Annotated in this window: 24 protein-coding genes and 1 pseudogene; 9 read left to right on the forward strand and 16 right to left on the reverse strand. The window is 52.6% G+C overall.

The window, feature by feature from the left end; translation table 11 throughout:
- Nucleotides 1-45: 45 nt before the first annotated feature.
- From AC5I49_RS16770 to AC5I49_RS16780, 3 genes are read right to left on the reverse strand one after another with little or no spacing between them, the layout of a single operon-like run.
- On the reverse strand, nucleotides 46-3,234 hold the full coding sequence (locus AC5I49_RS16770) for an efflux RND transporter permease subunit (protein ID WP_012203644.1): 3,189 nt from the start codon (nucleotides 3,232-3,234) through the stop codon (nucleotides 46-48).
- Nucleotides 3,235-3,254: 20 nt separating this feature from the next.
- On the reverse strand, nucleotides 3,255-4,625 hold the full coding sequence (locus AC5I49_RS16775; protein ID WP_061289943.1) for an efflux RND transporter periplasmic adaptor subunit: 1,371 nt from the start codon (nucleotides 4,623-4,625) through the stop codon (nucleotides 3,255-3,257).
- 16 nt (nucleotides 4,626-4,641) lie between these two features.
- Nucleotides 4,642-5,943 carry a TolC family protein gene (locus AC5I49_RS16780; protein WP_203399916.1) on the reverse strand — a complete coding sequence of 434 codons (1,302 nt, stop codon included), beginning with the start codon at nucleotides 5,941-5,943 and terminating at the stop codon, nucleotides 4,642-4,644.
- Nucleotides 5,944-6,128: 185 nt separating this feature from the next.
- Between AC5I49_RS16780 and AC5I49_RS16785 the strand changes: the two genes are divergently transcribed.
- From AC5I49_RS16785 to AC5I49_RS16800, 4 genes are all read left to right on the forward strand, one after another.
- Nucleotides 6,129-6,812 carry a response regulator gene (locus AC5I49_RS16785; RefSeq protein ID WP_050042281.1) on the forward strand — a complete coding sequence of 228 codons (684 nt, stop codon included), beginning with the start codon at nucleotides 6,129-6,131 and terminating at the stop codon, nucleotides 6,810-6,812.
- Nucleotides 6,809-8,197 (forward strand): heavy metal sensor histidine kinase, encoded by a 1,389-nt coding sequence (locus AC5I49_RS16790; protein ID WP_050042266.1) that lies wholly within the window; start codon nucleotides 6,809-6,811, stop codon nucleotides 8,195-8,197. The genes AC5I49_RS16785 and AC5I49_RS16790 overlap by 4 nt, the downstream gene beginning before the upstream one ends.
- 36 nt (nucleotides 8,198-8,233) lie before the next feature.
- The gene (locus AC5I49_RS16795; protein WP_050042267.1) at nucleotides 8,234-9,889 is read left to right on the forward strand and encodes a phosphoethanolamine transferase; all 1,656 of its coding nucleotides are present in this window, start codon (nucleotides 8,234-8,236) and stop codon (nucleotides 9,887-9,889) included.
- A 202-nt stretch (nucleotides 9,890-10,091) separates the two neighbouring features.
- A complete protein-coding gene (locus AC5I49_RS16800) occupies nucleotides 10,092-10,373 on the forward strand; it encodes an H-NS histone family protein (protein WP_012203638.1) in 282 nt (93 codons plus the stop codon).
- A 386-nt stretch (nucleotides 10,374-10,759) separates the two neighbouring features.
- Here the strand turns inward: AC5I49_RS16800 and AC5I49_RS16805 are convergent, their stop codons facing one another.
- The 11 genes and pseudogenes from AC5I49_RS16805 to AC5I49_RS16855 all read right to left on the reverse strand — a co-directional run bounded on the left by AC5I49_RS16805 (nucleotide 10,760) and on the right by AC5I49_RS16855 (nucleotide 21,065).
- Entirely contained in the window at nucleotides 10,760-11,086 is a 327-nt protein-coding gene (locus tag AC5I49_RS16805) for a hypothetical protein (RefSeq protein WP_012203637.1), read from the reverse strand.
- A gap of 111 nt (nucleotides 11,087-11,197) precedes the next feature.
- Nucleotides 11,198-12,334, reverse strand: a complete 1,137-nt coding sequence (locus AC5I49_RS16810) for a hypothetical protein (RefSeq protein WP_012203636.1) — start codon at nucleotides 12,332-12,334, stop codon at nucleotides 11,198-11,200.
- A 277-nt stretch (nucleotides 12,335-12,611) separates the two neighbouring features.
- A complete protein-coding gene (locus AC5I49_RS16815) occupies nucleotides 12,612-13,097 on the reverse strand; it encodes a DUF6328 family protein (protein WP_012203635.1) in 486 nt (161 codons plus the stop codon).
- A gap of 1,234 nt (nucleotides 13,098-14,331) precedes the next feature.
- Entirely contained in the window at nucleotides 14,332-14,916 is a 585-nt protein-coding gene (locus AC5I49_RS16820; protein WP_012203634.1) for an HAD domain-containing protein, read from the reverse strand.
- 451 nt (nucleotides 14,917-15,367) lie between these two features.
- Nucleotides 15,368-16,135 carry a TniQ family protein gene (locus AC5I49_RS16825; protein WP_016453758.1) on the reverse strand — a complete coding sequence of 256 codons (768 nt, stop codon included), beginning with the start codon at nucleotides 16,133-16,135 and terminating at the stop codon, nucleotides 15,368-15,370.
- On the reverse strand, nucleotides 16,132-16,488 hold the full coding sequence (locus AC5I49_RS16830) for a hypothetical protein (protein ID WP_012203632.1): 357 nt from the start codon (nucleotides 16,486-16,488) through the stop codon (nucleotides 16,132-16,134). The genes AC5I49_RS16825 and AC5I49_RS16830 overlap by 4 nt, the downstream gene beginning before the upstream one ends.
- Before the next feature lie 234 nt (nucleotides 16,489-16,722).
- Nucleotides 16,723-17,184: pseudogene (locus tag AC5I49_RS16835) on the reverse strand (TniQ family protein); the annotation flags it as partial.
- The gene (locus AC5I49_RS16840) at nucleotides 17,096-18,064 is read right to left on the reverse strand and encodes a TniB family NTP-binding protein (RefSeq protein WP_012203631.1); all 969 of its coding nucleotides are present in this window, start codon (nucleotides 18,062-18,064) and stop codon (nucleotides 17,096-17,098) included. The pseudogene AC5I49_RS16835 and the gene AC5I49_RS16840, both read right to left, overlap by 89 nt.
- 2 nt (nucleotides 18,065-18,066) lie before the next feature.
- Nucleotides 18,067-20,019 (reverse strand): TnsB C-terminal domain-containing protein, encoded by a 1,953-nt coding sequence (locus tag AC5I49_RS16845; protein WP_012203630.1) that lies wholly within the window; start codon nucleotides 20,017-20,019, stop codon nucleotides 18,067-18,069.
- Nucleotides 19,985-20,644 carry a TnsA endonuclease N-terminal domain-containing protein gene (locus tag AC5I49_RS16850; RefSeq protein ID WP_016453756.1) on the reverse strand — a complete coding sequence of 220 codons (660 nt, stop codon included), beginning with the start codon at nucleotides 20,642-20,644 and terminating at the stop codon, nucleotides 19,985-19,987. Before AC5I49_RS16850 ends, AC5I49_RS16845 begins: the two co-directional genes overlap by 35 nt.
- A gap of 151 nt (nucleotides 20,645-20,795) precedes the next feature.
- Complete coding sequence (locus AC5I49_RS16855; protein ID WP_126313170.1) at nucleotides 20,796-21,065, reverse strand: DNA-binding protein; 270 nt, start codon at nucleotides 21,063-21,065, stop codon at nucleotides 20,796-20,798.
- Nucleotides 21,066-21,120: 55 nt separating this feature from the next.
- Here AC5I49_RS16855 and AC5I49_RS16860 point away from each other — a divergent pair, with 55 nt between their 5' ends.
- From AC5I49_RS16860 to AC5I49_RS16870, 3 genes are all read left to right on the forward strand, one after another.
- Nucleotides 21,121-21,591, forward strand: a complete 471-nt coding sequence (locus AC5I49_RS16860) for a helix-turn-helix domain-containing protein (RefSeq protein WP_012203628.1) — start codon at nucleotides 21,121-21,123, stop codon at nucleotides 21,589-21,591.
- Between the two features lies 1 nt (nucleotide 21,592).
- Entirely contained in the window at nucleotides 21,593-22,258 is a 666-nt protein-coding gene (locus tag AC5I49_RS16865; protein ID WP_225971061.1) for a hypothetical protein, read from the forward strand.
- A gap of 316 nt (nucleotides 22,259-22,574) precedes the next feature.
- The gene (locus tag AC5I49_RS16870; RefSeq protein ID WP_012203626.1) at nucleotides 22,575-23,531 is read left to right on the forward strand and encodes a helix-turn-helix domain-containing protein; all 957 of its coding nucleotides are present in this window, start codon (nucleotides 22,575-22,577) and stop codon (nucleotides 23,529-23,531) included.
- Between the two features lie 420 nt (nucleotides 23,532-23,951).
- Here the strand turns inward: AC5I49_RS16870 and AC5I49_RS16875 are convergent, their stop codons facing one another.
- Complete coding sequence (locus AC5I49_RS16875) at nucleotides 23,952-24,398, reverse strand: helix-turn-helix domain-containing protein (RefSeq protein WP_225971060.1); 447 nt, start codon at nucleotides 24,396-24,398, stop codon at nucleotides 23,952-23,954.
- Nucleotides 24,399-24,575: 177 nt separating this feature from the next.
- Between AC5I49_RS16875 and AC5I49_RS16880 the strand changes: the two genes are divergently transcribed.
- The gene (locus tag AC5I49_RS16880) at nucleotides 24,576-25,007 is read left to right on the forward strand and encodes a hypothetical protein (RefSeq protein ID WP_012203624.1); all 432 of its coding nucleotides are present in this window, start codon (nucleotides 24,576-24,578) and stop codon (nucleotides 25,005-25,007) included.
- On the opposite strand, the gene AC5I49_RS16885 is transcribed toward AC5I49_RS16880, so the two are convergent.
- A complete protein-coding gene (locus AC5I49_RS16885) occupies nucleotides 24,971-25,306 on the reverse strand; it encodes a helix-turn-helix domain-containing protein (RefSeq protein ID WP_080649860.1) in 336 nt (111 codons plus the stop codon). The two genes, AC5I49_RS16880 and AC5I49_RS16885, sit on opposite strands and share 37 nt — an antisense overlap.
- A gap of 66 nt (nucleotides 25,307-25,372) precedes the next feature.
- Between AC5I49_RS16885 and AC5I49_RS16890 the strand changes: the two genes are divergently transcribed.
- Entirely contained in the window at nucleotides 25,373-25,849 is a 477-nt protein-coding gene (locus AC5I49_RS16890; protein WP_012203623.1) for an HAD domain-containing protein, read from the forward strand.
- The last annotated feature ends 583 nt before the right edge of the window (nucleotides 25,850-26,432 follow it).

Consider the following 26,432-nt stretch of genomic DNA (forward strand, 5'->3'; position numbering starts at 1 on the left):
CCATGGCATTAAGCCATGACCTGTAAAAGGCGATCGCTGTCCCAGTTACACGATCGCCACCTCGCCAGAGGACGATGCTCCACTCTCGGGGTTCCCTTGACCTTCACTTTCTGAAGGGTCGTTCCTGTGTATGAGTCGGTACAGCAAAGGCAGCACTAAGAGCGTGAGGATCGTTGAGGACAGAATCCCTCCGATCACCACGGTGGCCAGGGGACGCTGCACTTCAGCTCCAGTACCCGTGGCGATGGCCATGGGGACGAACCCAAGTGAGGCGACCAGGGCGGTCATCAAGACCGGCCGCAGCCGGGTCAGGGCTCCCTCAGTCACGGCGTCAGCTACGTTTCGACCCTCTTCACGCAATGTACGGAAGTAGGAGATCATCACCAGGCCGTTGAGCACTGCCACACCGGATAGCGCGATAAAACCCACAGCTGCCGTAATCGACAACGGGATGTCGCGCAGCCATAGCGCCAAGATGCCTCCCGTTAGCGCAAACGGAATACCCGTGAAGACGATGAGGCCGTCACGAACGTTGCCGAACATTGCGAAGAGCAGCACGAACACCATCAAAAGTGCAACGGGTACGACGATCAGAAGTCTCTGTCGAGCGGACTCCAGGTTCTCAAACGTACCTCCCCAACGGGTCCAGTAGCCAGCCGGCAGTTGCAAGCTCTCCAGGCGCTGCTCTGCTTCGCCCACAAAGGACCCGATGTCACGTCCGCGCACGTTTGCGCTGACGACGATGCGTCGTTTCCCATCCTCTCGGCTGACTTGGTTGGGACCAGGCGCCGTCTCAAAGGTCGCAACGGAAGACAAAGGGACGAAGCCAACTCGGCCATCTGCTCCCTTTGGCAAGGCGATGGGAAGGCGGCTCAGCGCTTCCACGTCATTGCGGATGTTCTCCGGCAGGCGCACTTGAATGTCGAAGCGCTTATCGCCTTCGAACACGATCCCCGCTTCTCCTCCGCCCAACGCAACGCTGATGGTGTCCTGTACGTCACCCATGTTCAGCCCATAGCGTGAAGCCTTCTCACGGTCAATTTGAACGGTGAGCATGGGCAGGCCTGTCGTCTGTTCAACCTTAACCTCAGAGGCGCCTTGGATCTGCTGAAGCATCCCTGCCACTGTTTGGGCGTTCTTCTCCAGGACGGCCATGTCGTCACCAAAGATCTTGACGGCGACGTCGCTGCGCACGCCCGAGATCAGTTCGTTGAAGCGAAGCTGAATCGGCTGCGAAAACTCATAGTTGTTGCCTGGCACTCCGTCAGCAGTCTTCTGGATGGCAGCGAGCAGGTCATCGCGTGAACGAGATGGATCTGGCCACTGGTCCTTGGGCTTGAGCATGATGTAGCCGTCGGAGATGTTGGGAGGCATCGGATCCGAAGCGATCTCGGCAGTACCTGTACGAGCGAACACTCGATCGATCTCGGGGAACTCCTTTTTCAGAGTATTTTCGATCTGGATCTGCATCTCCAAGGACTGCGTGAGGCTGGTGCCTGGTATGCGCAGCGCCTGTATGGCGAAATCACCCTCGTTGAGATTAGGAGCGAACTCGCTACCAAGGCGCGTCGCAAGCAGAAGGCTGAGCGCGACCGCCACGCCTGCTGCTGTCAACACCACTGCTGGAGCCGCCATAACGCGGGCAAGCACAGGCGAGTACGCCTGCCGAGCCCAGCCCATGATGCGGTTTTCCTTTTCGGCCACTTTGTCGCCCATGAACAGGGCCACAGCCGCAGGAATGAACGTGATGGACAGCAGCATGGCGCCGGCCAAGGCAATGACCACAGTCAACGCCATGGGATGGAACATCTTGCCTTCCACCCCTGTGAGGGCAAAGATGGGCAGATAGACCACCATGATGATGAGCTGGCCGAAGAGCAACGGACGCCGAGCTTCCTTGGCGGCAGCAAACACTTCATGAAACCGCTCACTGCGAGTCAAGGGGCGGCCGCGCGCTTCTTGCGCATGGGCCAAACGGCGTACACAGTTTTCCACGATCACCACGGCGCCATCGATGATGATGCCGAAGTCGAGAGCTCCCAAGCTCATGAGGTTGGCACTGACTTTGTAGTACACCATTCCGGTGAAGGTGAACAACATGGACAGTGGGATGATCAACGCTGTGATCAGCGCCGCGCGCAGGTTACCCAGGAACAGGAAGAGGATGACCACCACCAGGGCGGCGCCTTCGAGCAAGTTCTTTTTGACGGTGGCAATGGCCTTGTCCACCAGGTTCGTACGGTCGTAGACCGTTACGGCTTTGACGCCTTCGGGCAAGTTGCGGTTAATTTCCCGCATACGAATATCGACGGCCTGGGAAACCTTTCGGCTGTTCTCTCCAATCAGCATGAACACCGTTCCCAGCACTACCTCGCGACCGTTGTCGGTGGCTGCGCCAGTGCGCAGCTCGCGGCCGAGGCCCACTTCTGCCAAGTCACGGATGCGAATAGGCTGACCCTGTGCAGAGCCAACGATGACCTCACGGATGTCTGCGATGCCCTTAACTTGACCAGGCGCACGGATCAAATATTGCTCGCCTTGGCGCTCGATGTAGCCAGCGCCGACGTTTGCATTGTTGCGCTGCAGCGCCGCCACGATGTCGGCCAGTGTGAAGCCGTAGGCAGAGAGCTTCTCAGGAGAGGGCGCGACGAGGTACTCCTTCGCGTAGCCACCAATTGAGTTGATCTCAGTAACGCCTGGCACGTTGCGCAGCTGAGGTTTGATCACCCAATCCTGGATCTCCCGCAAGTCCATAGGAGTGTAGGGAGACCCATCGGGCTTTTTGGCGTTTTCCTCCGCCTCAACGGTCCAGAGATAGATCTCTCCTAGGCCAGTCGATATCGGCCCTAAGGTGGGAGACACGCCGTCTGGCAGGCTCTCTCGGGCCTGTTGCATGCGTTCGCCCACGAGCTGGCGCGCGAAGTAGATGTCCGTGCCGTCCTTGAACACTACGGTAACCTGAGACAGGCCGTAGCGCGACAGCGAGCGCGTCTGCTCCAGGTTCGGCAGTCCAGCCATCACCGTTTCTATCGGGTAGGTGACGCGCTGCTCAGTCTCCAGCGGAGAGTAGCCGGGAGCCTGGGTGTTGATCTGCACCTGGACATTGGTGATGTCGGGCACAGCGTCGATGGCCAGGCGCTGGTAGCTAAAGATGCCCAGTGCTGCCATGCCGAAAACGGCGAGCAGCACAAGCCAGCGCTGCTCAATGGCAAAGCGGATGATGCGTTCAAACATGTAGTTCTCCGGTCCCCGCCTCAATGAGCATGTTCAGCCGTGGCTTTGCCGAGCTCCGCCTTCAGGAGGAAACTCCCTTCGGCCACGTACGCTTGGCCAGGCTTGAGGCCTTCCAAGATTTCCGTATTTTTGGAGTCCGTACGTCCGATTCGAACCGGCTGTGCCCGGAAGCCGCCTTGCACTGGAACGAACACCACTGTCTTTTGGTTTTCGATGCGCTGAATTGCGGTGGACACAACGGTGAGCGCGGCTTCCTGCGAGGATGCTGTGACCTCCACATTCACAAACAGACCTGGGCGCCAGGCACCGTCTGGGTTCGGCAAGGTGATACGGGCTGGGGCAGTTCGCGTGTCCTGTCCGATGAGCGCGCCGACATAGGAGACTTCGCCCGTCGCTGCAGATTCAAATGCTGTCGCGCGAACCGTTGCCTTTTCGCCAACACGCACTGAGGGCAGATCGGGGGCGGAGACTCTCATCTCGGCCCACACAGAACGAAGGTCGGAGATCGTGAAGACTTGCGTGGTGTCCTGAACGGCCTCACCGATAGACAGGTGCTTCTCCACGATCACACCGTCAAATGGTGCCCGTAGTTCGAAGCGATTGAGCCCTGCGCCCGCGCCAGCGCCTGCACCAGTAGCTGCCAACTTTTGCTGAGCGTTGGAGACCGCGATCTCAGCTTCGCGTAGTACCTGTTGGGCCTGCAGATAGTCCTGCTCCGCCGAAACCTTTTCCTCCCAAAGCTGCTTTTCACGCTGATAGGTGGTTCGGGCGAGTGCCAAACGCTTTTGCGCGCCCAACAGTTCGCTGCGCTGCTCCGACACTGCAACGCTGCTCAGAACAGCCAGCAGCTGGCCCTTTTTAACGTTTTGACCTAAGTTGGCTGGCACGCTTTCCGCGACGCCGGCAACTCGGGGTACCACGTGAGCGGTGCGGTCTTCGTTAAAGCGAATCTCTCCAGGCAGTTGCAACACGCTACGGATAACCGATGGTCCAGCTTGAGCGGCCTTGAGGCCGGCAACCTGGATGCGTTGGGCATCCATCGGGATCAATCCTTCATCTTCGTCATGACCAGCTTCGGCGCCGGGCTTGGCGGAAGCTTCTGGCTTGGCCTTGTTGCCATCGCCCTCTTCATGATGCTCACCATCAGCATGGCCTTTGTCATCGCTGTGGGACTTGGCAGCCTTCTCCCCATGATGTTCTTGATCAGCATGGCCTGCGGCCTCGCCATGACCGTGCTCCTGGGACTGAGTGGTCTGTCCGCTGGAGTCAGGGGAGCTCGAGTTGCCTGAACGTAAAATCAGCGTCGCTGCGAGAACCCCTACAGACAGGATGCTCACAATCGCTATGACGGTTGGCGTACGGCTAGAACTTGAAGAAGAGTTCGTTTTCATTTGGCGGCTCAATGGTTTACTGATCAGCTTGCGATCCGAGCAGACGTTCGAGGTCCGCGACGGAGCTATGGGTGGACAGCAGCTGGCTTAGATACTGGCTACGCGCGTCGAACCATGTGCGCTGTGCGTCCAGCACGTCGAGGTAGCTAAACTTTCCAAGTGAAAAGCCCTTCACGGCTGCTTCATAAGCAGTTTGTGCTGTCGGCAGTACTTGGGTTGATAGCTGTTGTGCAAGGCGACGGCTGGTTTCCAGTTGCTCACGGGCTTGAAACACATCTGTCTGCATCTGGACGCGCAGCGCTTGAAGCTTCTCTTCAGCTTGATCGGCAAGGCGCAGTGCTTGGATCTGGTTACCGCGGTTGGTGTCCAGCACCGGAAGTGGTATCGAAATTCCAAAAACAAGTTGGTTACGCCCCACCTCCTGCGCGCGCCTCACACCCAAGCTCAAGGTCGGATCAGGCAAGCGCTTTGCACGCTCTAGATCTGCTGATGCGCGGCTTTGCTCCAGCATAGAGCGTGCCTGCCTGATGGATGGGGAGTCCTCCAACTGGGCCAACAGTTCCGATGCAGCAGGTGCTTCAGGAGCGATCTCGAAGGTACCAAGCGCTGGTCCAAAGGAGAAGTCTTGCCCTCCTAGTAGAGCCTGCATCTGCTGCCGAGCAACACGCAGGTCCGACTCCGCTTTACCCTGCTCGAGTTCAGCACCAGACTCAGCAACCTTTGCCCTGCTTTCTTCAAGCGGAGCCACTTTGCCGGCTGCAACCCGCTTTGCTGCCGCTTCGCGGGCATTCCTAACTATTTCCACTGTTTGCTTTGCAACAGTCACCCGCTCCTGGGCCGCTAAAAGACTGTAGAAAGTTGCGCGCACGTCGGCACGGATTTTTGCACGGGTGGCGGCCACCCCGGCTTGCGCGACGTCACGCCCGCGTTCCGCGATGCGCATACGTGCGTCTCGCTTGCCTCCGACTTCAACCAACTGATTCCACTGAACGGTTGATGTTTTGGTACGGCTACGTGTATCTTCTTGAGTGTAGGAGAGCTCGGGGTTGGGGCGAGACTTGCTTTGAAGGACTGCGCCGTCGCTGGCCTCAAGTCCGAACTGAGCCGCACGCAAGCTCGGATGAGTTGCTAAGGCTTGCGCGACCGCGACAGACAATGTCAAGGGCGCCGCCGGTGCTTCGCTCGAGGCCGTTGTGAGGCTGCTTGAGCTCGTGGGTGCGGCGTGGACTAGGCCTGCCCCTACCAACATGCTGACAAGCAAGGTTTGGCAGAAGCTCGTGCGAAGCCTCTCCTTGCCACGTGTGGTTACCAAGATCATGTATGAAACTCCTGCGCAGACGGAATCCATGTTCCTGTCGGTCGCTGTAGTGCCCTGAAATATTTATGCGCAAGCGCAAGGTATGGGCGAAGGGCACTATAGAGGAGCGTTCCCGGCGGCTTCCTGATAATCAGATGACAAATTTATCATCCAAGTGCCAGGGCCCTGGGATCACAATCCGCCCCATGAGTATCCTAATAATTGAGGATGATGAAAAGTTGGTAGACCAGCTTGTCAGAGGGTTGGTCGACGAAGGGTTTGCTGTAGATTTCGCACTTGACGGGATCTCGGGACTAAATAAGGCGGCTACCCAGGATTTCGATGTAATTATTCTTGATGGCATTCTTCCTGGAATAGATGGCCTTGCTGTTCTAGCGGCCTTGAGACAATCAAAGCAAACCGCTGTTTTGATGCTTACTGCAAGAGATTCAGTTGAAGATAGAGTGACCGGCTTGAAAAGCGGTGCTGATGACTATATGGTCAAGCCGTTTGCATTTTCCGAATTGATCGCGAGAATAAGGGTATTGCTCCGCAGAAATCCTTCATTGAGCGGTGCGGCAAATGTTGCGACAATATTGAGAATGCACGACTTGGAAATAGATCTTGCCAGGCAGCGCGCATTTCGCGCGGGGAAAAGACTGGATCTAAGTGCGAAAGAGTATAGCTTGCTGATACTGTTGATGCGTAGACAAGGACAGGTTATTTCTCGAGCTGAACTAGCAGCTCAGGTCTGGTCAATAAATTTCGAGGCAGATTCAAATGTCGTCGAGGTGGCCATTAGAAGGCTAAGGATGAAAATTGATGAGCCGTTTGATAAGCCATTGCTGCATACCATTCGCGGAATGGGCTATATTTTGGAATCAAGATGATTAAACAAGGAAGAGCAAAAAAAGCAACGCGCCCTTTGTCGGCGCGTTTGTCTATTTCTCTAGCTATGCAAACTATTTTTGGGCTTGGAATAGTTTGCGTGGCTGTTTATCTTGTCATATCACAAACACTTCATATAAAGCAAACCGATGCCCTTAATGACAAGCAAATAGCACTGGAACGTTTGCTTAATGAGAGCAAACTACACATAAATTCGGAATCGCTGCAGAATTCATTGTTGGATTTTTTGAGCGGGCACGACGACTTGTCATTGGTGGTGCGAAAATATGGCGGAAATAGGGAAGTTCTTTTTGAACTGCTGCGTCACAGAGAAAACACCATCGAACGCGAGTTCTCTGTGAAATTATCAAGCCCAGGTTCTAGCCCCCAAGAAATAGCTGTAACACTGATATTGGATCGCGCCCCGGATAATATGATTTTGCGCCATTTGGCATGGACGCTTGGTATAGCAGCTATCGTTAGTACTTTGATTGTTTCTATTTCTAGCATCTGGTTGGTGAAGAAGGGGCTGTCGCCAATTAGCCTTTTGATCGCACAGACACGACAGGTATCTGCTCAAAATTTGATAAAGAGATTGGACGACAGCCAGCAGCCTCAAGAATTGATGCCCTTGATATGGCAAATTAATGACCTCTTGGATAGGTTGTCTGTTGCTTACAAGCAGATGGAATCTTTTAACGCGGACGTGGCACACGAGCTGAATACACCTTTGTCAACTCTGATAAGTAGCGCGGAGCTGGCACTACGAAAACAGAGAACTTCGGATGAACTGGTTGATGTTCTATCTTCCAATTTGGAGGATTTGCACAGAATGGCTAGCATCATTGCCGATATGCTTTTCCTCTCAAACGCAGATAGAGGGAATGGTGCTCGGCGAATGGGGGTAAGCAGTCTCGCTGAGCTCGCTCGCGAGGTTATTGAATTCCACGAAGCGTCTCTTCTGGACGCTGGTTTAGAGGTGGCCATACAGGGCGAAGCAAAAGGTATCTTGGATGCGAGCTTATTGCGTCGTGCACTTTCGAATCTTTTGGGGAATGCTACGCGATATGCCTCAAGAGGTAGCAAGATAATTGTTGATATCCGGATGATTGCGTCTGCTCGAAGCCCATCCACTATAAATGCACATCGTATCCAGTTGACAGTCACTAACGAAGGCCAGACTATAGATCCCTCTCACCTTCCAAGACTATTTGATCGATTTTACCGAGCAGATTCTTCTAGGACGCAGGCTAGAAGCAATCACGGACTAGGACTGGCAATTGTTGCTGCAATTGCTAGGTTACATCAGGGCGATGTGTTTGCAAGATCTGAGGCGGGAGTGACCAGTATCGGGTTGATATTCCCGCAGATTAGTGATGACGCGTAGGTCGTTTTTGTCAAAATATGATGCCCTGAGAGTAAGATGATCGAGATGGTGAAGAATTTTGGGGATAGAGTGTGGTGCACAATTAAGAAGCCGGAACTTGTATTTGCAATAATACTTCTTTCTGTTTTCTCTGCATTAAGTATTGGTCATGAAGGACTGAGATTGGTAAAGCTATTGGTTTTGTACCTGCCATATTGCTTTCTGATTTTTCTCTTTGCCAATAGTGGAGGTCCGTCTTGGATCGGCAAGACCTTCGTTTGGTTTGTGACCTTGGCATTTTATGTGGATGGAATCGCTCGATATTATCTGAGAGAGGCCTATGACGCCGCGCCTGATAGCGCACTTGTTTTAAATGCAGTGGCGAATACAAATCTCCGAGAGAGCATTGAGTATGCATTTGCAAATTCAGTGTTGTTGATATGCTTGGGGTTGCTGTTTTTTTTTCTGGCGACCCTTTCTTTGGTTCTCTTGATCTCGGTTGATTCAGCGCCAAGGAGCTACTCCAAGGCTATTTGGTTCATCGTCGTCTTGCTGATGACATTTAGTCTGGTTGCCCATGTCAATAAGCCGTGGAGGAAGTTGCATCCAATAATTTTCTGGAAAAACTGGCAGGAGTCTATTTCACTTGTTCAGGCAGAATGGGCAAACCAAGTTGCCATCCGTGAAGAGCAGTTCACGAGAGCGAAGACACTGGCGCCAAAAGTTGAGCGCAAAGGGAGCTCCACAATTGTTCTCGTAATTGCGGATAGTATTAATAGAGATAATTTGGGGATATATGGCTACCCAAGAAATACCACGCCGATGCTCTCGCTAAAGCGGAGGGATGCGGGTAGAAATATGGTGATATTCCGTAATTCTTGGTCATTGGATGCAAGCACAATACCTGCGTTTGAACGGATGTTTTCATTGCAGGCCGCTTCTACTGATAATTCATTGCACCTTTTGGCCATGGCTCGAGCCGCGGGTTATAAGACGTGGTGGGTAAGCAATCATGATGATGTTGCAATTGAATCGCGGCATGCAAGCTATGCAGACATAGTCGAGTTGATCAACCGCACGCCTGGTCGCTCATCATCCTCATTGGATGGCGAGACTCTGAATCTTTTGGAAGAAGCTCTAAAGGATGGGGCGGAGAATAAATTTATTGTTGTGCATTTGCTTGGTGCACATCCTCATTACAGTCTTCGCTACCCGAAAAATGAGAACCCTTTTGATGATACAACTGATGATGTAGATCGGGAGATGGAGGCTAAGCATAGATCATTTTGGGTGCGTGGTTTCAGAGAGCAGTATGACGCCGCACTCTTGTATCATGATTCGGTAATTGCCAAAACACTGGATCTGATGAAAACTTCAGAAAGTAGTTCAGATTATCAGGCCTGGATGTACCTATCTGATCATGGCCAAGAGGTTGGACATCTACTAAATAAGGTTGGTCACAGCCCTTCAACTGAGTCTGGCTATCGTATTCCGACCATAATTTGGCGCAATAAAATTGAGAGTAATAGTCCGGATAACCTTGGTGATAGAGGATTTAGGTCTGACTGGGCCTCTTGGACAATTGCGGATTTACTCTCGCTGCAATGGGAGGGAAAAAGTAGTAAGTTAAATATCCTGGCTGAAGACTATCAATGGATTGCTCCGAAGCTTCCATTTCCGTTGACGGAGGCCACGCCCAGCATGCGACCATGAGCGAACATGAGCGAACATGGTCGTTAGCATGACATTTTTGTCCTGCTCAGATTGGGTGTATGACTCTCGTGTGTGTGAGGTGTGCTTGAGTATGAGGCGGGCGCAGCAAAATTTCGCTCTCTAGCCCCGCTGAAATGAAAGCATCCTTGGCTAGAAACCCTTAAAATTAGCAATTTGCTAGCATGCAAATTTAAGGAACACCATGACATCCGATTACAAGACACTTCTTCAGCAGAAGGCTGAACTTGAAGCCAAGATTGCCCACGCTCTGGCCACAGAAAAGTCTGGCGTGGTCGCCCGCGTGCGCAGCCTGATCGAGGAATTCCACCTGACTCCAGACGATGTGTTCGGAGGCTCCAAACGCAAAGCTTCGGCTGGCGCGGCCAAGTACCGCGATCCTGGTACCGGCGCTACGTGGACGGGGCGTGGCAAGCCGCCCAACTGGATCAAGGATGCTGCGGATCGGACCTCTTTCGAGATCTGACGGGCGGCCAGGAGCACGCGAGCTTGAACGCGTAAACGCCGTGATCGATGGGGTTTGTGCCTTTGGTCGAAATGCCTTCCTGGCCAAGATGGATCGCGAGGTGTGTCGTTCGAGTTCCAGACATTTCGATGAATGGCTCTTTGCTCGATCTCGACATCGCGGTCAGCCTTGATGTCCAGCACTAATCCTGTAGCGAAGGCCAGTGTAATGTGCGCATCAAGACTTAGTCAGCGATGTTGGGTGCCAGTGGCCTAAGCCTGCACAAAGCCCTTGAGCTTGGGATAGAGCGAGTTCGTCGCGGATAGCACGTTCGTCGAAGTGAGTGATCAGATCAAGCATCACCATGCAACGATCCTCCTGGCAATTGAAAGGGTGCTCGAATGATTTCACACCGAACAGCCCATGAGCTCGCCGTCGCCATCCAACAACCCCTCACGCTTGCAGGCCTCGCGAAACGTTTGCCGATTGAAGTCCAGTCTGCCCTGCGCAAGCCACTGAAAGGCAACTTCGTCATACACGAAGCTGCTCTCGCTCACGGGGATTCGGCGTAGATCACGGCTCTCGAGCAGCAAGGCCAGATTTTCCCGATGGCCTTCCAATGACGTGGAGTCCGTATCCAGTGACAAAGTCCGTGGCAGCAGCAGGAGTTCCTGATCATCAATGCTCAGGTGTGCCCCCCAGAGCTCCCTGACCTTGCGGGCGTGTGAATTCAACTGGTCGATACAACACGATGACCGCCTGAAGCTGTCGCTCGGAAGTCTGCCAGTGCCGACCGCTCTTAGCCGAGAACTGCTGCGGCGCGAGACTCGCTCGCAAATGGCCGATCAATCGCCGGGCGGCGATACACCGAACTTCGCACGTAATGCCGCCTCCACCACGACTCGCTCGGCCTTGATGTCGATGTCTTTCGGCACCTGGATGTTCAGGTCCTGCAGCTTTTTTAGTGCGGCCCAGGCTTCGTAGTCGTGGAAAGGGTTCAATCCCATTACGTTCCCGAGCTGCTGGTCTGCAGTACCCACCGCCGGTGAGATCTTGGCGAAATCTGCGATCGCCTTGCTGATATCCCAGTCTCGTCCGAACAGCAGCAATGCTGACAAGGCGAGCACACTGCCCGTGCTCGAACTAGTGTCTTTGACCGCATTCAATGGGGGGTGCGTATGAGCGATGAATTCCGACAAGGCCAGGGTCTTCCTATATTCGGAGGCCAGCACCGTAGGGTTGAAAACTGGCCTGCCGGCGTAGCGCCTGGCCAAGCTCTCCGACCGCTTTCCGCTCGCGCCGAACAGGCCAATGTGCTGGTCTATCAAAGCGCGCATGTTCGCCTGGTGCTGGGGATAGCGGGCTTGAACTAGGCGAGCTGCCTGGGCCCTCCAGTTAAAGTTGGGCAGTTCGGCGATCTCTGGCGTGATCTCTACATCCGTCGGCAAGGCGCCGCGAGCGTGAAATGCGTTCTCCCGCAGTGCATCGATCCACGGATACGTTCGCGGGTCTAGGGAGACCACAAACATCGACTCGACCTTCTTGTTGAAAAACCAATCCCGCATGGAACGAATGGAACCTTGGCTGAAGCTGCCTACCTCGATCCCGGTGCACACAAGATCCCTCACCGCTCGCGTCAGATTCGACCGTGACTCACTGAAAGCTACTAGGGTTTCGGGTACGGCATTCGTCGCATCTGGGTTGGCGTAGTCGCAAAAGGGGTGGTGACCTGGTGTCGTGAATCTGAAGAATGACTGCCTTTTGGGCTTACCGGACTTGCCCGCGACGACGGAACGAACAACCTCGGCCCCTGTCACCGAGCAGTCTGGGCACTTGAGATCAGCGCGAAGATGGGCTCGCCACTCATCAGGAATTCTCTCAACGGACATGTAGGCATGGCCTGTTTCTGCACTAAGTTTTTCCAGAATTTGGTCGACGTCGAACTCGCCGGTGCGAGTAATTGAGAAGGCTGTTAGCGTCATTGCTCTCCCTTCGCGGAAATATTAGCTCAACGAAAAATAGACGATCGCCACTTGAGTCGATAGCGAGCCTGCGGGCGGCACTCGGTGAACCCCCTTTCTTGGCTGATTCCAACTGACTCCCTTCCAGCCACTACGGGGCACCGAAGGATAGAACGGTAACATGGTTGACGCTGGATCCAACGTGCAGCAACAGACCAGCTTACACAGTACCGATAAATGAGAGCCCGAGCACGATTTTTGCCAGATATACCTCAGCGACAAGAGAAAGGGAATTCTCTCATAATCTTCCAGCCTCTTTCCAGTGACGCGGTAACCACCACCATGTCGTAAGAATCAAAACAGCGATCAACGCCGCAGCTATGCTGCCCACGAAATGACCAAATATGGTTGAAAGAACAAGTTGTGTGCCTGATATCAGCGCGATAGCAAGCGTTACCGCGCCCGCCAGAATCTGACGAGATGCAAATGTTTTGAAGCGAGGTCTGTCAATCAGCGGTCGAATTAGTCGATGCTGGACGGCGGTTGCACTTAGTAGTATCAAGCTCATCACTGCCAAGAGGAATGTCGCCAAGAATACCCATTTTTCCGTGTAAGCGATTGCATCGAATCTTGGCATGAAAGGTACTGTTATCAAAAATGCGGACAGTAGCTGTGAGCTAGGAAGTAGAATGCGGAGTTCTCCAAGTAGATCTGTCAAATCTCCATCGTTGTTTATTTCAGACATTTCTTTGTCTGCATGTGTTTGATTGTGTTCAGATTTCATTAAAAATACATCCTATTTTGCAACTGATAATTTTTCTTGGGTACGTTTTTTGGTTTTATAAGGTGATCATCAAACCCACTATTTCTTGCATTTTCGTCACGCCAGTGTCATTTTCTCGTAATTTAGGGTAAAGCCTCTGTTGTATTTTTTGAAAATGGTGGTCAACTTGGGTCTCCCTTCAGTGCCACTTCAATGTGGCCGAAGATCCCCATCATTTCTGTAGGGTACTGAGTTCTGTTGATTTGAAATTTATTATTTCGCGAATCGCCTCGCGAACGTGAAATTTCACAATTTATTTCATGATTACATATTTGTAGTCATTGCACAAATTCGCTCTTCGTAAGGTCGCCGATACCCGGGTAACCGAGCCACTTGCATGCAAAGCAACGCGAGAAACCGATCTGCAGGAGGGTGAATTGGTCCATGACCATCAGCCGCTTACCCTTGGCGAGGGGATTTCTCCGCTGACTGATCACGTCCTCCGTGTTCAGGCGCAGAGTAGGATGCAAATCCAGCACATGAAAGCTGTTCGCAACTGCCTCCTACAGCTCTAGCTGTACTGTTCAGAACCGGTGCTGCTTGAGCTGGTACCGGTTTCGATGACACCTTGTTATTGCACATGAAACCGGCAGCAGCCCAGTATCATCCAGGCCGTTGATGGGTTGTCTGATCAAGTCGGACGCAAGCGCGCGATGCTGCCAATCAAGAATTCATCATCGCTTTCTGCCCGCGTGACTTTCGTCGGCTTGGCGCTGGCGGGGCGGCCATCCCGCAGACTTTGAAGACGCACAGTCTTAATGTCGGAAATGTTATAGGCGCGGATGAGACGGGGCATCTCCACACGATTCGCCGCCGCTTGCTCCGACAAGGCCAACTTCCCCGCATCTGGTCGGCACAACGTAGGCTTTATGTGGTCGCGATACCGGGCCTGGGCTCCCGTCGCATCGTGGGCTGGTCGATGCTGGTGAGTTGTCCTCATCACTGAAATTTCAACGGCCGACAGTACGACCGCGCATTTCAGGATCCACTGCTCAAGCGCTTGCAGACCGCAAGGCTGCTCAGCTTGAGCGCCCGCCTACCAGCAGGCCCATGGAACATGGGGAACGGGTGAAATAGCCAAATACTTAGCCGCAATGAGTTCCTTGGTTTTGCATAAAATCTCATAAAAATCATGGGCTTACACTGTTTTAGTGATCCGCAAATTTAGGCGCAATCTTTCACGCTCAGAGGCCTTTCATGCTGTCGCACTTTGCCTTAATTGCTGCCGTAGTTGATGTCGCACTTCCGGGTCGGAAAGCCCGGTGGTGCCGTCACAAGCTACCAAGTTGCTGATAGCGAGCGGAGGCCAGTCCTCAATGTCATCGTCCAGGGCGATCCAGTGGCGCGGTTTTCTCCGCTGCACGTCTGCCAAGATCTGCATGCCTCGCGGGGTGCTCTGGAACGACGCTAGGTTCCAAGGATCAGCCCCATGGACACGCTTGTGGTATGTGCCGCCGATGAATCGCGCGCGCAGTCGCTCAGGCAGCCGCTGAAGCGTCTTGGCGTAACCTGGGCGAATGCACCAGGTGCTGCTCAGCACCAAGGCCACAGAGGGATATGGCGCCAGTTCCTCTTCCAGAATGGGAAGCCACTCAAACAGCGCATGGCCAGGAGCTTGGTATGGGCTCATGTAGATGCCCTTGCGGGGATGCCAGAGTACCTTCTCATGGTGGACTACGCCATCAAGGTCCAAGTACAGGATCACATCCGCGCTGCGAGGCGTGGATGCCGGTACATAGGGCGCGTTGTGACCAGAAGTCATCGCATGTGCGTCACGCATAAGGGTAGCTGTTAGGCGGAGTCTGTAGCGGATGGTTGCGCGCTAGACCCATGCTACCAAGATCCTTCATAACATCCAGGGGCAGCCGGCAGCCGGCAGCCGAATACCGGGACGGCGTTCACGAGTCAGTCGCTCAGCCAAGCACTCTTATCAAAGCCCTGCAGATTTCCAGGCTCTTGGGCCGTGTGCTGGATGATCGCGGTGAGGGCCATGATGCCGTTCTCTGAACGTCAGATGGAAAGAAAGCAATCACTATCGCTATTCGCTTCCCGAATGCCTTTCTTGACGTGCTCGAGAAGCGCGTTCAGAGCATCGATCAGTTTGGCCAGGACGCAGTAAGCGGCGCTTTCTGGATCGCATGGCGATGCGCCAAGTCACCTCTCACTTAGTTTCAGGCCGTTTGACAACACTTTGATAGTCGGCATCAGCATAGACCTCCCGGTCGCTTCAACTAAAATCGCTGAGAAAATCTCCTCTCCAACAAAGAGCTAGGAATTTCAAAATATTCGTGAGGAAGAACTCCAAATTTTCTCATTGTCTCCAAGTAAGCAAGTGGTCGTCTTTTATCCGACTGATCCGAGTACACTGAGCGGTGAAGCAGAGCGGCCAACACCGCACGGCCATTCATTAAGAAAACCCGCTCTGCAGAGGTAAGGAGATCGTCGGCTACCGGATGGAAGATTTTTCCTAGCCCTGAAGATAGCGGATTAGCACACTGCAAACAGTATTGCAAAGTAGCGACGCCTTGCTTATCCGGCCCCGCGTTAATCATTGTATCTGGGAGAGTGACAGGTGCGCTGCAGTGAGCGCAGACGTCCTCTAGCAAGCAGTCGTGAACAGGACACCATCGCCACGCTTTAAAACGCCAATGCAGCGGGAAAAATTTACAACCAGGCTCTTCCAGACAAAGTGGACAGTATCTGTAGCGGGCTTTACGGCATTCAGTCCACAGTAGAAAATTATGCCCTAATGGATCAAGACTTCGCAGCCCAGCAAAGATGTGCTCCGCGAGCGCAAAGGATGACGCGGGCAACCCAGAGACTCTAGAAATCTTACAAATCGCGCCTCCAAAAACTGTTATGTCTGGGTCGCATCTAGTTGGAACTCCAAGATGTGACTTCAAGCTCGGTAAATTTACAGCCTGACTTAGCGCGGCGCGTGTAAGCCAGGATGCCGGGCTTTCGCCACAGCAAGTATCGGGCACACCAACCAATTTCATAGAGTTTCCTCGAACAGGCTCTTCTGCCCGAGTGCCGCGTGCCGGGATTTCAGCTGTTCAAGCTCACGTCGGCCGAAGATGGAGCCGTACATACCCAGTGCTATGCTTCTGTCCTGCGGTGTGACAGGATGGACAATGACTTTGATGAATGCGGCAGCCGCGACTACCGGAGCAAGTTTTTCACCGGCGTATGGATACTCGTTGGACCAAGCTTGAAGGCGCACCAAGCCTCGTGCAGCGATGGCTTTTGCATAGCCAGGTGATAGGCACTTGGCGAGCGCTCCTGCGCTTGTGGCAGCCCATGGACCATGGAGCAAGCCAAAAGCATACAGTGTGTGTATCAGACCATCCATGGATAACAAACCTATGCAAGGATGCAAGCTAAATTCCGCGAGTACTTGCGACAGTTGTTGCCTGTAGAAAACCCCATCAAGCAACCGCTGCACCTGCAGCTGTTTTCCATCTGCGACAGAGGTACCGGTTCGGCCAAGATGATGTCCACAGTGACCCCATTCCACTGATCTGCGGTCCCATCGAACTGCAGATCCGCAGCGAAGGCACTTGTCAGTGAAACCAAGCCCATGCTTAACACAGCAACTCGACAGGCCAATGTCCCAATGCGCTTTGAGATAGCCACTTTCCTGTATGCATAGAGCGCATAGCTGAGGACGGCTCATCCTCAGCAGCCCAGCAACTCTGAAAACATGCCCGTAGCATCGTCTAGGCACTCCAGGTGCAACGGTAGCAGCAATGGGAAGCCTGTAAGCAAGCCTTGAAGCATCCACACCAAGCAATGGGGCCAGTTTTTGTGCATGGACCGCATTGAACCTTACAGAGCGCCCTATACCCAACATCTTTCGTAGCAAGTGCAACTTGCCTCCATTGGTAGTCACGACACGCAGGCAGAAACCAAGACCAGATTCATCATCGAATAACTCTTGGCAAAATGGAAAGGGAAGATCAAACAAACGGATTACCTCGCACTGCCCCCGCACCAAAAACACCTTGAAAACCACGCTGGAGCGCTTTTCTATCCACTTGCCGATCATTGGAGTCGTAAGCAATGAGGACTGCCTCGGTAACTAAGCGCTTGAAAGCGCGTAGATTTCCCTCGCTGGCCATGTGCAAACGCATAGCCATCTGCACATCATTCATACAGGTCAGATCGAAAGATTGACATTGTTTAACGAATCCCCGAACAAATCCCACCCAATTCGCATCAGCGATGAAGTTATCCATACTCTCACGGCCACTAACGCGTGATGAAAGGTGGGGCGCCACCTCAGGCAAGTTGTCGAGTTCAGAAGTGCCAGCTAGAACCAGACTCAATTTACATTCGTCCACCAGCTCTCTAAGAAACTCGGTAGCATCGTTCTCCCATTCGTTGCTCATCTCGGAGCGCCGCTGATACAGCAGGTGCTGAGCCTCATCGAGCCAGATCAGCCTCGTTTTGTAGTTCTTGAGAGCGTCGAACAGGAGAGATCTACGCATGTACAGCTGCCGTGCTGAGCCCGAATTAAATGGGTAGCGGATCGCGTTGAGGATGGCTTGGACAAGGTGAGATGTCCTTGGCTTATTCTGCACCCGAACACTAATAGCAGCCATACCTTGCGCAAAAAGAGCTGAATTCGGCAATGATGCACGAAAATACTCAAAAGATGCCGTTTTTCCGACACCCGAAGGACCGACCAGTCGCATTCCCTGTGGCATATTAAACTCAGTGCCTAGCTGAAATAGCCTGTCGAGCGACGTGAGTGCTTGAACTGCAGCAGGAAATAGCACAAATGTCCGATCAACAGATTTTGCCACACGCAATGCATTAACCGAATATGTAGCCAACCTGCGTGCCTCAAGAAGTTCATCATCAGAAGCAATCGCATCGAATTGCATCGACTGATCAAAGTATTTATTTTTACCGCTATTTTCCATAGTCAAAATGAAAATGTTTCAAATTGCGGAATGTCTTTCTCAGACAACTTGTATTCCGACTCTGACAGCAACTGAGTTGCGCTCGTCTCCTTCGAGACGGATTGTGCGGAGCTTGGAGACATCACTTTGTGTGAAGTCAGGTCGGCATACCGTCCCGCCGTCAACGCGTCAACTCGGCCTCGCCGACTCGTTGCATCGAGCCAGTGGTCGTGCAAACGCTGCCGGGCGCGTGCAAGTGAGTCCATACGATCGACGGACTGAAGGTCTTCTTTAGCGAACTTTCTAATCAAGCGATGTTGATTGAAACTAAGGCCACTAGCATATTGCGGCCAACGACACTGCGCTTCATGCCATGTCACACCATCTGGATCTAAAAAATGCAATGTGGAAATATCATCAGGATCCCATTTGCACAAGAGCTTCAATTTACTTCCATGCCTCTTGAAAACGTCTTTAAACGCATAGCTACCGTAGGGCAATCCAGTGAATTCAATTCCGCCCTGATTCACAGTCAGCATCCTGGACATACCTGCTGCTAGCCGTAGCTGATCTAACGTCCCAGGATAGCGTGCTGGTGGCACACGTTCAATTCCTTCTTGAAACAAAGTAAAAGGAGTCGCCATCTTTCGCCAATTTGGCTGATGCGGATATACATCGACAACAAACATCAGCAGACCGTTAATCAAATCTGTGAAGGTGATCGCAGCATCTTTGTAGGGGTCTATCCTTAGTATGCTGCCTACAGACTTTGTCACGCGACCCTTGGTCAAAGTCAATGTATTTAGCGTGCTAAAAAACCGCTCTACGTGAGGTTTCAGCCAAGGCGTACGAACACGGCAAAACATCAAGTCTACGCCGAGACTCATTGCCATCGTTTTGAAGCCAAATGAATGAAATTCAAGACCGTTATCTATTACCCATTCGTCACCCAACCCGCAAGATAGCCATTCATTCTCCAACTTCAACGATTTAATCATGTCTGCTTTAGGTTGCAATGCATTGCGAACCACTCCGCAAACTGATGTTAGCCCCGGCCCATAAAAGGAGATGTAAAATCCAAGAATATAGCCAGAGAAAGCATCAATCATCACTGTTAGCGTGGGCCTCCCTAGGGGGAGGCCTGTTCTGTCACAGATCACAACCCAATTGAGTGGCGTATGGTCGATTTCCACTTTCTGATAGGGATAGGTAGCCACTCCCTCAGGGAACGCGCTGCGACACTGCATTCGCGCTTGCGTGGGGCCCTGTCGCGAGGCGATCCTGTGATAAAAATCTACGTCTTTGATACGGCGTGCCACTGTTTGGTAACTCACCGCCGCTTCGTCTGACTGCAGAATTCCCTGCTGATAAGCACGCTTGAGTGCGATTTCCAGCTGCCTGTGAGCATGCTTGATTGATTGCTGTTTCGTCGTGAAGTACTCGCGCTTGAGCACTTGCCAAACGATCTTTTCAGCCTCGTTCCTCAGTCGCTTGACCCTCTTTCCCACCCTGTGCTTATCAACAATAGCCAGCGGGTTGTTGCCGCTCCTTTCATAGTTTCGCACCCACATCATTACTGCAGATGCAGAGGGTGCTTTCTCCCCTCTAAATTCGGCAAATTTTTTTATGGCCAGCGCCACCTTTGCACGTTGTCCCTTCGAAATGCGTAAACGCCTCAATTGCTTGATGTACGCAAGACGCTGCTCTAACCCTTTGCGTTCGTGCTCTGTCAGTGAAGCCAAGTCAACGAGCGCTGGCCACAGATCGGGCCCGCGGGGTACCGGTTCTGAGCTATGTTTAATGAGCTGATATTTGCCATCGTGAAACCCGCTCACCAGTTGAGCCGCTGTGGCCGTAAAGGATCTACGAGTGATGACATCCTCAATCAGGTACTCGCTTTTGTCGAGTTCACGGACCAGCTCAAGCGTTCGTTGACCCTGCCTAAATGTCAAGCCAGCGACCAAACTGAAGTGCATGGCACGCTCCTTCCTCACCAACATTCGGCAAGTACACCAAGTCCTTAGATTCATAGCGCAGATCAGCGCCAAGCATCAGTTGCCTATGGGCTACCAGATACAAAATCACTTCAAGGGGCACGCCAGCCTCTCGGAGCGACATGATGCTCACGGTACCGCCAGCCTCTGCAACCATGGTTTTAGCCAACTGCTGGTCAGCAAGTCGGCAGACACCTTTCGCGTAGCGCCTGATGATCAATGCTCTCTCCATCAAGCCGCCATGCCGAAGCCTCGTGTCTCGAACAACGAAGAACAGCATTCCACGCTCCGCGAGCTGGCGTCGTGCGTGAGCGAACAACTCCTGGTAGGAGTCCACGAATTTTTCGGGCTTGACCTCGACGACAGCACAGGACCCATCTGCAAACTTCACCGCAAAGTCTGGGGTGTAGCTTGATGCTTTCAGGCTGAGCTTGAAAGGCTGCGCTTTGATAGCCCTGGTCAAGGTGAACAAAGCCGCACAATGCACAAAGTCGCGCTCGACAGACGAATCCGCCTCGATGGCTTCGTCTTGCAGGTGAGGAAGGTTTAGCAAGCGCACGGTGTGCGCGGGCGAGCGATGCACCACCTTGCGGGTAGCAGGTTGCATGTTTTCTCCAGACAACAGAATATCCTCCAACCTCATGCTTGAGGTCGGATTTTCTTGACAACCGGAGAGTGCTGGGTAGACTTAAGTTTGCGGCTGATATTTTTATCAGCACTCTGGCCGGTCAATTTCTTCGGGGATTGATCGGTTTTTTTTATGTCATGGGACGCTCCTGTAGCAGTTTTTGTTGGCGCCGATGAAGGTGAACATCGTTCACAAAGGCAGGGATGACCTCGACCTTGGGATGCTCAAGCATGCCCAAGGCGATGGCGATTTCGTAACTTTTCCCGCGCGACGCCTTACTTTTGCCTGCCAGAACGGCGTACACCAGTGCCACAGAGAATCCGCGTGCGAGCGCCCACTCTCTGACGGAGACACCGTGCAAAAGGAACTGTTCTCTGATCACTGACGATGCTTGTTTCACTTTTTCTCCAACTTCCTTCAATTCTATGCAAATTTTTCAAAACTTATAGAAGATCATGAAGTCGAAGATATCAAACATAAGAGATGGGGTAGCTACAAGACTGCGTGAAGCACGAGAACTTTTAGGCCTCAAACAAGCGGAGCTCGCAACCCTGACGGCCATCAGCCGCTCAACGCAGATTGCCTACGAAAAAGGCACTACAGAGCCCACAACTGGATACTTACAAGCAGCGCAGCGGGCTGGACTCGACATCGACGCAGTTCTGTTTGGACCGAGGGAAGAGATTGATCATGCGGCTCCTCCCCCAGCGCGCGGACAACCTGACTGGGTACTCATCCAAGAGTGCTGCGACACAGTGGACTTCTTCTGTCTACGCTTTGCGCCGACCTGTCCGGCCAGCTATCGCTGGAAGCTGATCAGGCAGCTGTATGAGGCGCTTTCTGCTGCACTCTTGCAGGAGCCAGAAGCACCACAACCACCGTCTTTAGAGGTACTTAGCAAGCTGTGGGCCGACTATGGAAAGTGATGTGCACCTGAGCGTAGAGGCGCAGAAGTTGTGGAACGCGACCCTGAAGTCTTTGAAACAGATGCGTGATCCGCGCAAGTCCATGCAGGACGTGATGAGCTTTCACGCGGCCTCCGTGGCGTTCTATGTGCCTAGCGCCAAGCTCTCTTCCAAGCAGTGGATCCGTCGTCCTCTTGCATGCTGGCGACTTAAAAAGCTGCAACATGACCTGAAGGTCGCTCCAACACCACTGCTACTTGCCAAGGCCGATGACCTGCTGAGCAGCATCGAATTTAATTCGCGACGCCTAGTCCCGTCGCAACGGCACCGGATTCGGCAGGCCTGCGTTCGCAAATCCATGGCGCCGCGCACCATGCACCTTGCGTTCACTGCAGCAGGAATTTTCCAGACAGCAAACAAAGTTCACATGTACAGCCTCCCAAATTGGCTGCATGTCTGCGCAGGCGCGCTTCGCAATGTCGTAGGTGCTCTGATACCGATACTGCTACTGGGGACAGCGTGGTCCATCGTTGCCAACGGACAGCTCGTACGAGAGACTTTTGTCCTGGGATTTTTGACCATCTACACAGGTTGGATGACATGGGCGCTGAACGTGATCGGCCCTCAATGGCAACACGCCCAGAACATCCGTATGCAACTGGGCCTGCAGCAGATCTGCAACACCTGAGAGATGCTGCGTACGGCGTGCGAGGACATAGATCATCCATGAAAGCCACTTTGCTCGCATAAATTGGGCTGATCCCAACCAACCTCATCGTATGAAGAAAGCAGCCCGAGGGCTGCTAAGCATCAGACACGGGTCCCCCATCAACTGGCCTGCATACATCTCCACCGACACTGCCTGCCAAGCCGCCAAGCTCCAGCGATAGAGAACATCTCAGATCACTGTGCGGCACCTGCTGGGGAAGGGCCATGCTTGCCTTTTCGGTGGCTTGCGTGTAGATTGTTAAGTAAATTCTACAAACAATTTACTTAACATTTTTATGACCACACCTTCATTGATCCAGCTCACTCTTGACACCTTGCGTTGCACCCAACGAGACCTGGCAGCCAAGCTGGGCGTTTCACCAGCACAGGTTAGCAAATGGAAGAAGGGTGAGTACATGTCAATCGAGATGAGCCAACGTTTGCGTGCTCTAACAGGGATCGGCGATATCGATCCTGACTTCATCTTGCTCGCTGGCACGATGGAAGACGCAAAAAAATGGCAACTACTGATTCGCCACTTGGCTGACACCGCTGTCCATTCAGCCGAAACTGGCTACGAAACGGTCCCCCTCACAGAGGATATTCAAGAAGACTCGTGCCCTATTTTTTTTGACACTCTTAAGGCTCTACAGGATATGGGCATAGAGATTCCTAGCCAGTACCCTGAAGAACTGGACATTAATTTCCAGAATGATGAGCAAGAAGAATTAATTTACAAGAACAATATTGTATTTATAATTAACGAGATATTCAACTCACTTAACAATGTCTATGGATTCTATTCCGCATTCGTTTCAGGAATCATCTACGACGAAGATCTAGATCTGATAGATACCCCAGTATGGGAACTGGAAAACGACATGCTAAGGCTAGCAGCCTCAAAAATAGAAATAGACAAAGACCTGACTCCAGAATTCATCAGATTCAAATGGACTATCGAGACGGAAGTTGCAAAAAAACTAAGTCTTCTTAAGGAGTATGCGTTTAAATCATGTATTCCACTGAAAGCAGAGTTACTTGATCTAGCATATGCTTCACACGATGAGCTTGGTCGAGAGGCAGATGCTCATAGTCTAGGCTTCACAAGAAATAAGATTCATCCAGATATTTACCTAAATGAGCTACTGACGGGCATGCGTGTAATACACCAAGTCCTACCAGTAATAATGAAAAAACTCGACATCTATGAAGACTTTAAAATAGACACATCAGAGTTGAGTGCAGAGCGATAAGTAATGCACAACATATCAGCCAAAGCATACTATGGATTCTCTCGGAATTTTTTGGCTGATTTTTTACACAGGTGATCGTGGGATTGCAGCGCTCGCCAAACTCCGGCCATTTCGGGAATCCGAGTCTTGTGACTACGAGCAATCAAAGCTGACTCGTTGAAGAGCGAATAACTCTCTAGAATGGGTCTACAGAATCCCTTTCTTTACCCACCAATCACTTACAACTTGTTGATTTAATTGATGTAATTTTTCATAAACAAGGATTCACCAAAGAGCACTAGGGATCACTATCAATGGCAAAACCATAATAATTCTCATGCGTCTGGAAGGTCTTGATGAATTCTTGAAGTTGCACGCAGCCATACGCGACTCTGAATAATCCCGCAGCATGTCTCATGAATTTTCGCTTAATCTGGCACCTTACCAAAATCCACGCTTCTCCAAATTTTCGAACAGATCTGATAAAACGTTGAAAGAATCTGATTCAGTTAAAAGCTGCTGAACCTCAACTGGAGTTTTTTCGCGCCTGCCAGAGAACCCATTTGCACGTCGCAGAACCTGCTCGACCAGCCTGGTACGTGGCACAAGCACGTAATGCACCTCACAATCCATTCCTTCAGCAAGTCGCGCCAAGGTATTGAGTGTAATTGTTCCGTTGGCTTCAGCTTGCTCTAACTTACGCACACCTTGAGCGGATATAGCAAGGCGGCGCCCCAAAGCACCCGAGCTCATACCCAAGGCAAGCCTTATGGTCTTTGCCCATCCACATCTTGGCGTCGCACTTCGCTGCATTTTTGCAAACTCGCCAAACTGGCGATCTAGTTCAGCAAGGCGAATAAGATCTATTCTATTTTTCAACAAATTCAAAACCCCTCTGCATTGGGCAACAGATTGGTTGCCTGCATCATTCGGTCAGGCAACTCACGGCTTCCTGTTACTTGATGCGCGAGCGCGCAAGACGCAACCGCTCGCCGTACTGCGCTATCTTCGCATGCATCACTTGTGCACGAGACCAAATAGTCTCATACGAACGGATGAACGATCATGCTTACAGTTGAGAAAAGTCTTCTTGGGAAATTTGATGAACACGAGCTTGCCAAGTGCATCAGCGCCCATGGCTGGCAAGCAGCCCTGCCTGATGCCTTGAAGGACCACCAGTTGCTCCTGCTTTCAGACCAGCTCCGAGACCTGCTGGCGGGCAAGGGATGGAACTCAAAGCATGGCGATGGTAGTGCCGCCCTGTCTTTGGGCCTTCTGCTCTTGTCCAAGGCAGGTGCTTCCCTGCCGGAGGATCTTTCCAGAGAAGCGGATATGGCCAGTTTGCACGAGGTCTTGACGCTGCTGAGCATCTCCGTAGACCATGAAATAGTCAGCAGACTACTTCGTCGAGAAGATGGGACATCGGGGGCAGGATTCATGCAAAGCCTGCGCGAGCTTGTTCAGCTGAACTCACTCACAGAGCCATTCTCCATGTGATCCTGCACCATGCGTTGAAGATCAAGCTGTACTGTATCTGTGATCAGCTTGATCGACGCCTCGTCCAAGTTAACGCAGTATGCAGCTGCGATGAGCGTCAATGGATGAATTTGCAAGCTTTCGGCCAATGCCTCAATAACGCGAACGCTCGGTATCTGATGGCCTTGCTCAACTCTGCTCATGTGACGCCTGCTGGTTGCCATCAGCATGTCCTCTTGCGTCAAACCGCGCAGGGCACGCAGCTGTCGAAGCGCGTGGCCAAAGTCGGCTCGAGTGGGAACATGTTTGCGAGGCTGCATCGCCTCGATTTCCGCCCAGTGAGACCAAAAAGACCACGACCAACTAGTCTCATCTAAGGTTTTGCTATGTCCCTGCCATCAATCGCAGCCCCCATAGTTTTCCTTGACTTCGATGGGGTGCTGCACCCTGAGTTCTGTCACGAGTCAAAGCACTTCTGCTGCCTGCCGTTGATGGAAGATCTCCTGCGTCAAGCGTCGACATGTTTGGTGGTGATTTCAAGTACCTGGCGCTTGCAAGCGCCAGTTGAGAAGCTTCGAAAGCACTTCTCACCAGACATCGCGGACAGAATTTTGGGCGTCACCCCCCACTATCCCGAGCTGCGTGATGTTCCAAACACTTTGCTGGGCTACCACCGTCAAGCTGAATGCCGGGCTTGGCTGTGGGCTAACAATTCAGCCCACCTGCCTTGGCTGGCAGTGGACGACCGTCCTTGGCTGTTCATGCCATTTTGCGGCTCCCTGTTCGTGACCAACGGCCTCGAAGGCGTTACTGAAGGCGTCGCACCACAGCTTGCTGCTCGCCTTCATCGGCTCACCAGCTGATGACATCCACACTGAAATGTGGCCGCATAGCGCCTGCACTCAGACACCGTGATCTGCTGAAAATTTAATCACAACCTGCGGATAGTTCAACACTCAGTGAGAAGCGGCGGGAAGAGTTCAAAATTCAGAGGGTTTCCAGCCGAGGAGTTCAAAACTGAGAGGCAAAAAGCGTTGTCGAGATAAGGACCTGCGTTCGCCCCGCTGAGCGTGTGAACCTTTCGATATCCCTCAGGGATCTGCCATAGAAGGTGCAAAAAATGCAGCCGCACCGAGGTGATCCAGTGTCGATGTTCACCGAGGGTTGTCTCTGCACATGAGGCAGATCAGGGACTTACATGTACCTGGACCGCCCAGTCTGGACCCGCTGTGACTCTCATAGCGAGTTGAACTTTTCGCAACTCCTGACCTGTCGGAGCCTGGGAGGGCGTCTTACCGACTGATTCGATGCTCCCACAGAGATCCGCTGCTGCGCAGGGCGCAGGGCGCAGGGCGCAGGGCGCAGGGCGCAGGGCGCAGGGCGCAGGGCGAAGGGCGAAGGGCGAAGGGCGAAGGGCGAAGGGCGAAGGGCGAAGGGCGAAGGGCG

The sequence above is a fragment of the Delftia sp. genome (assembly GCF_059499305.1).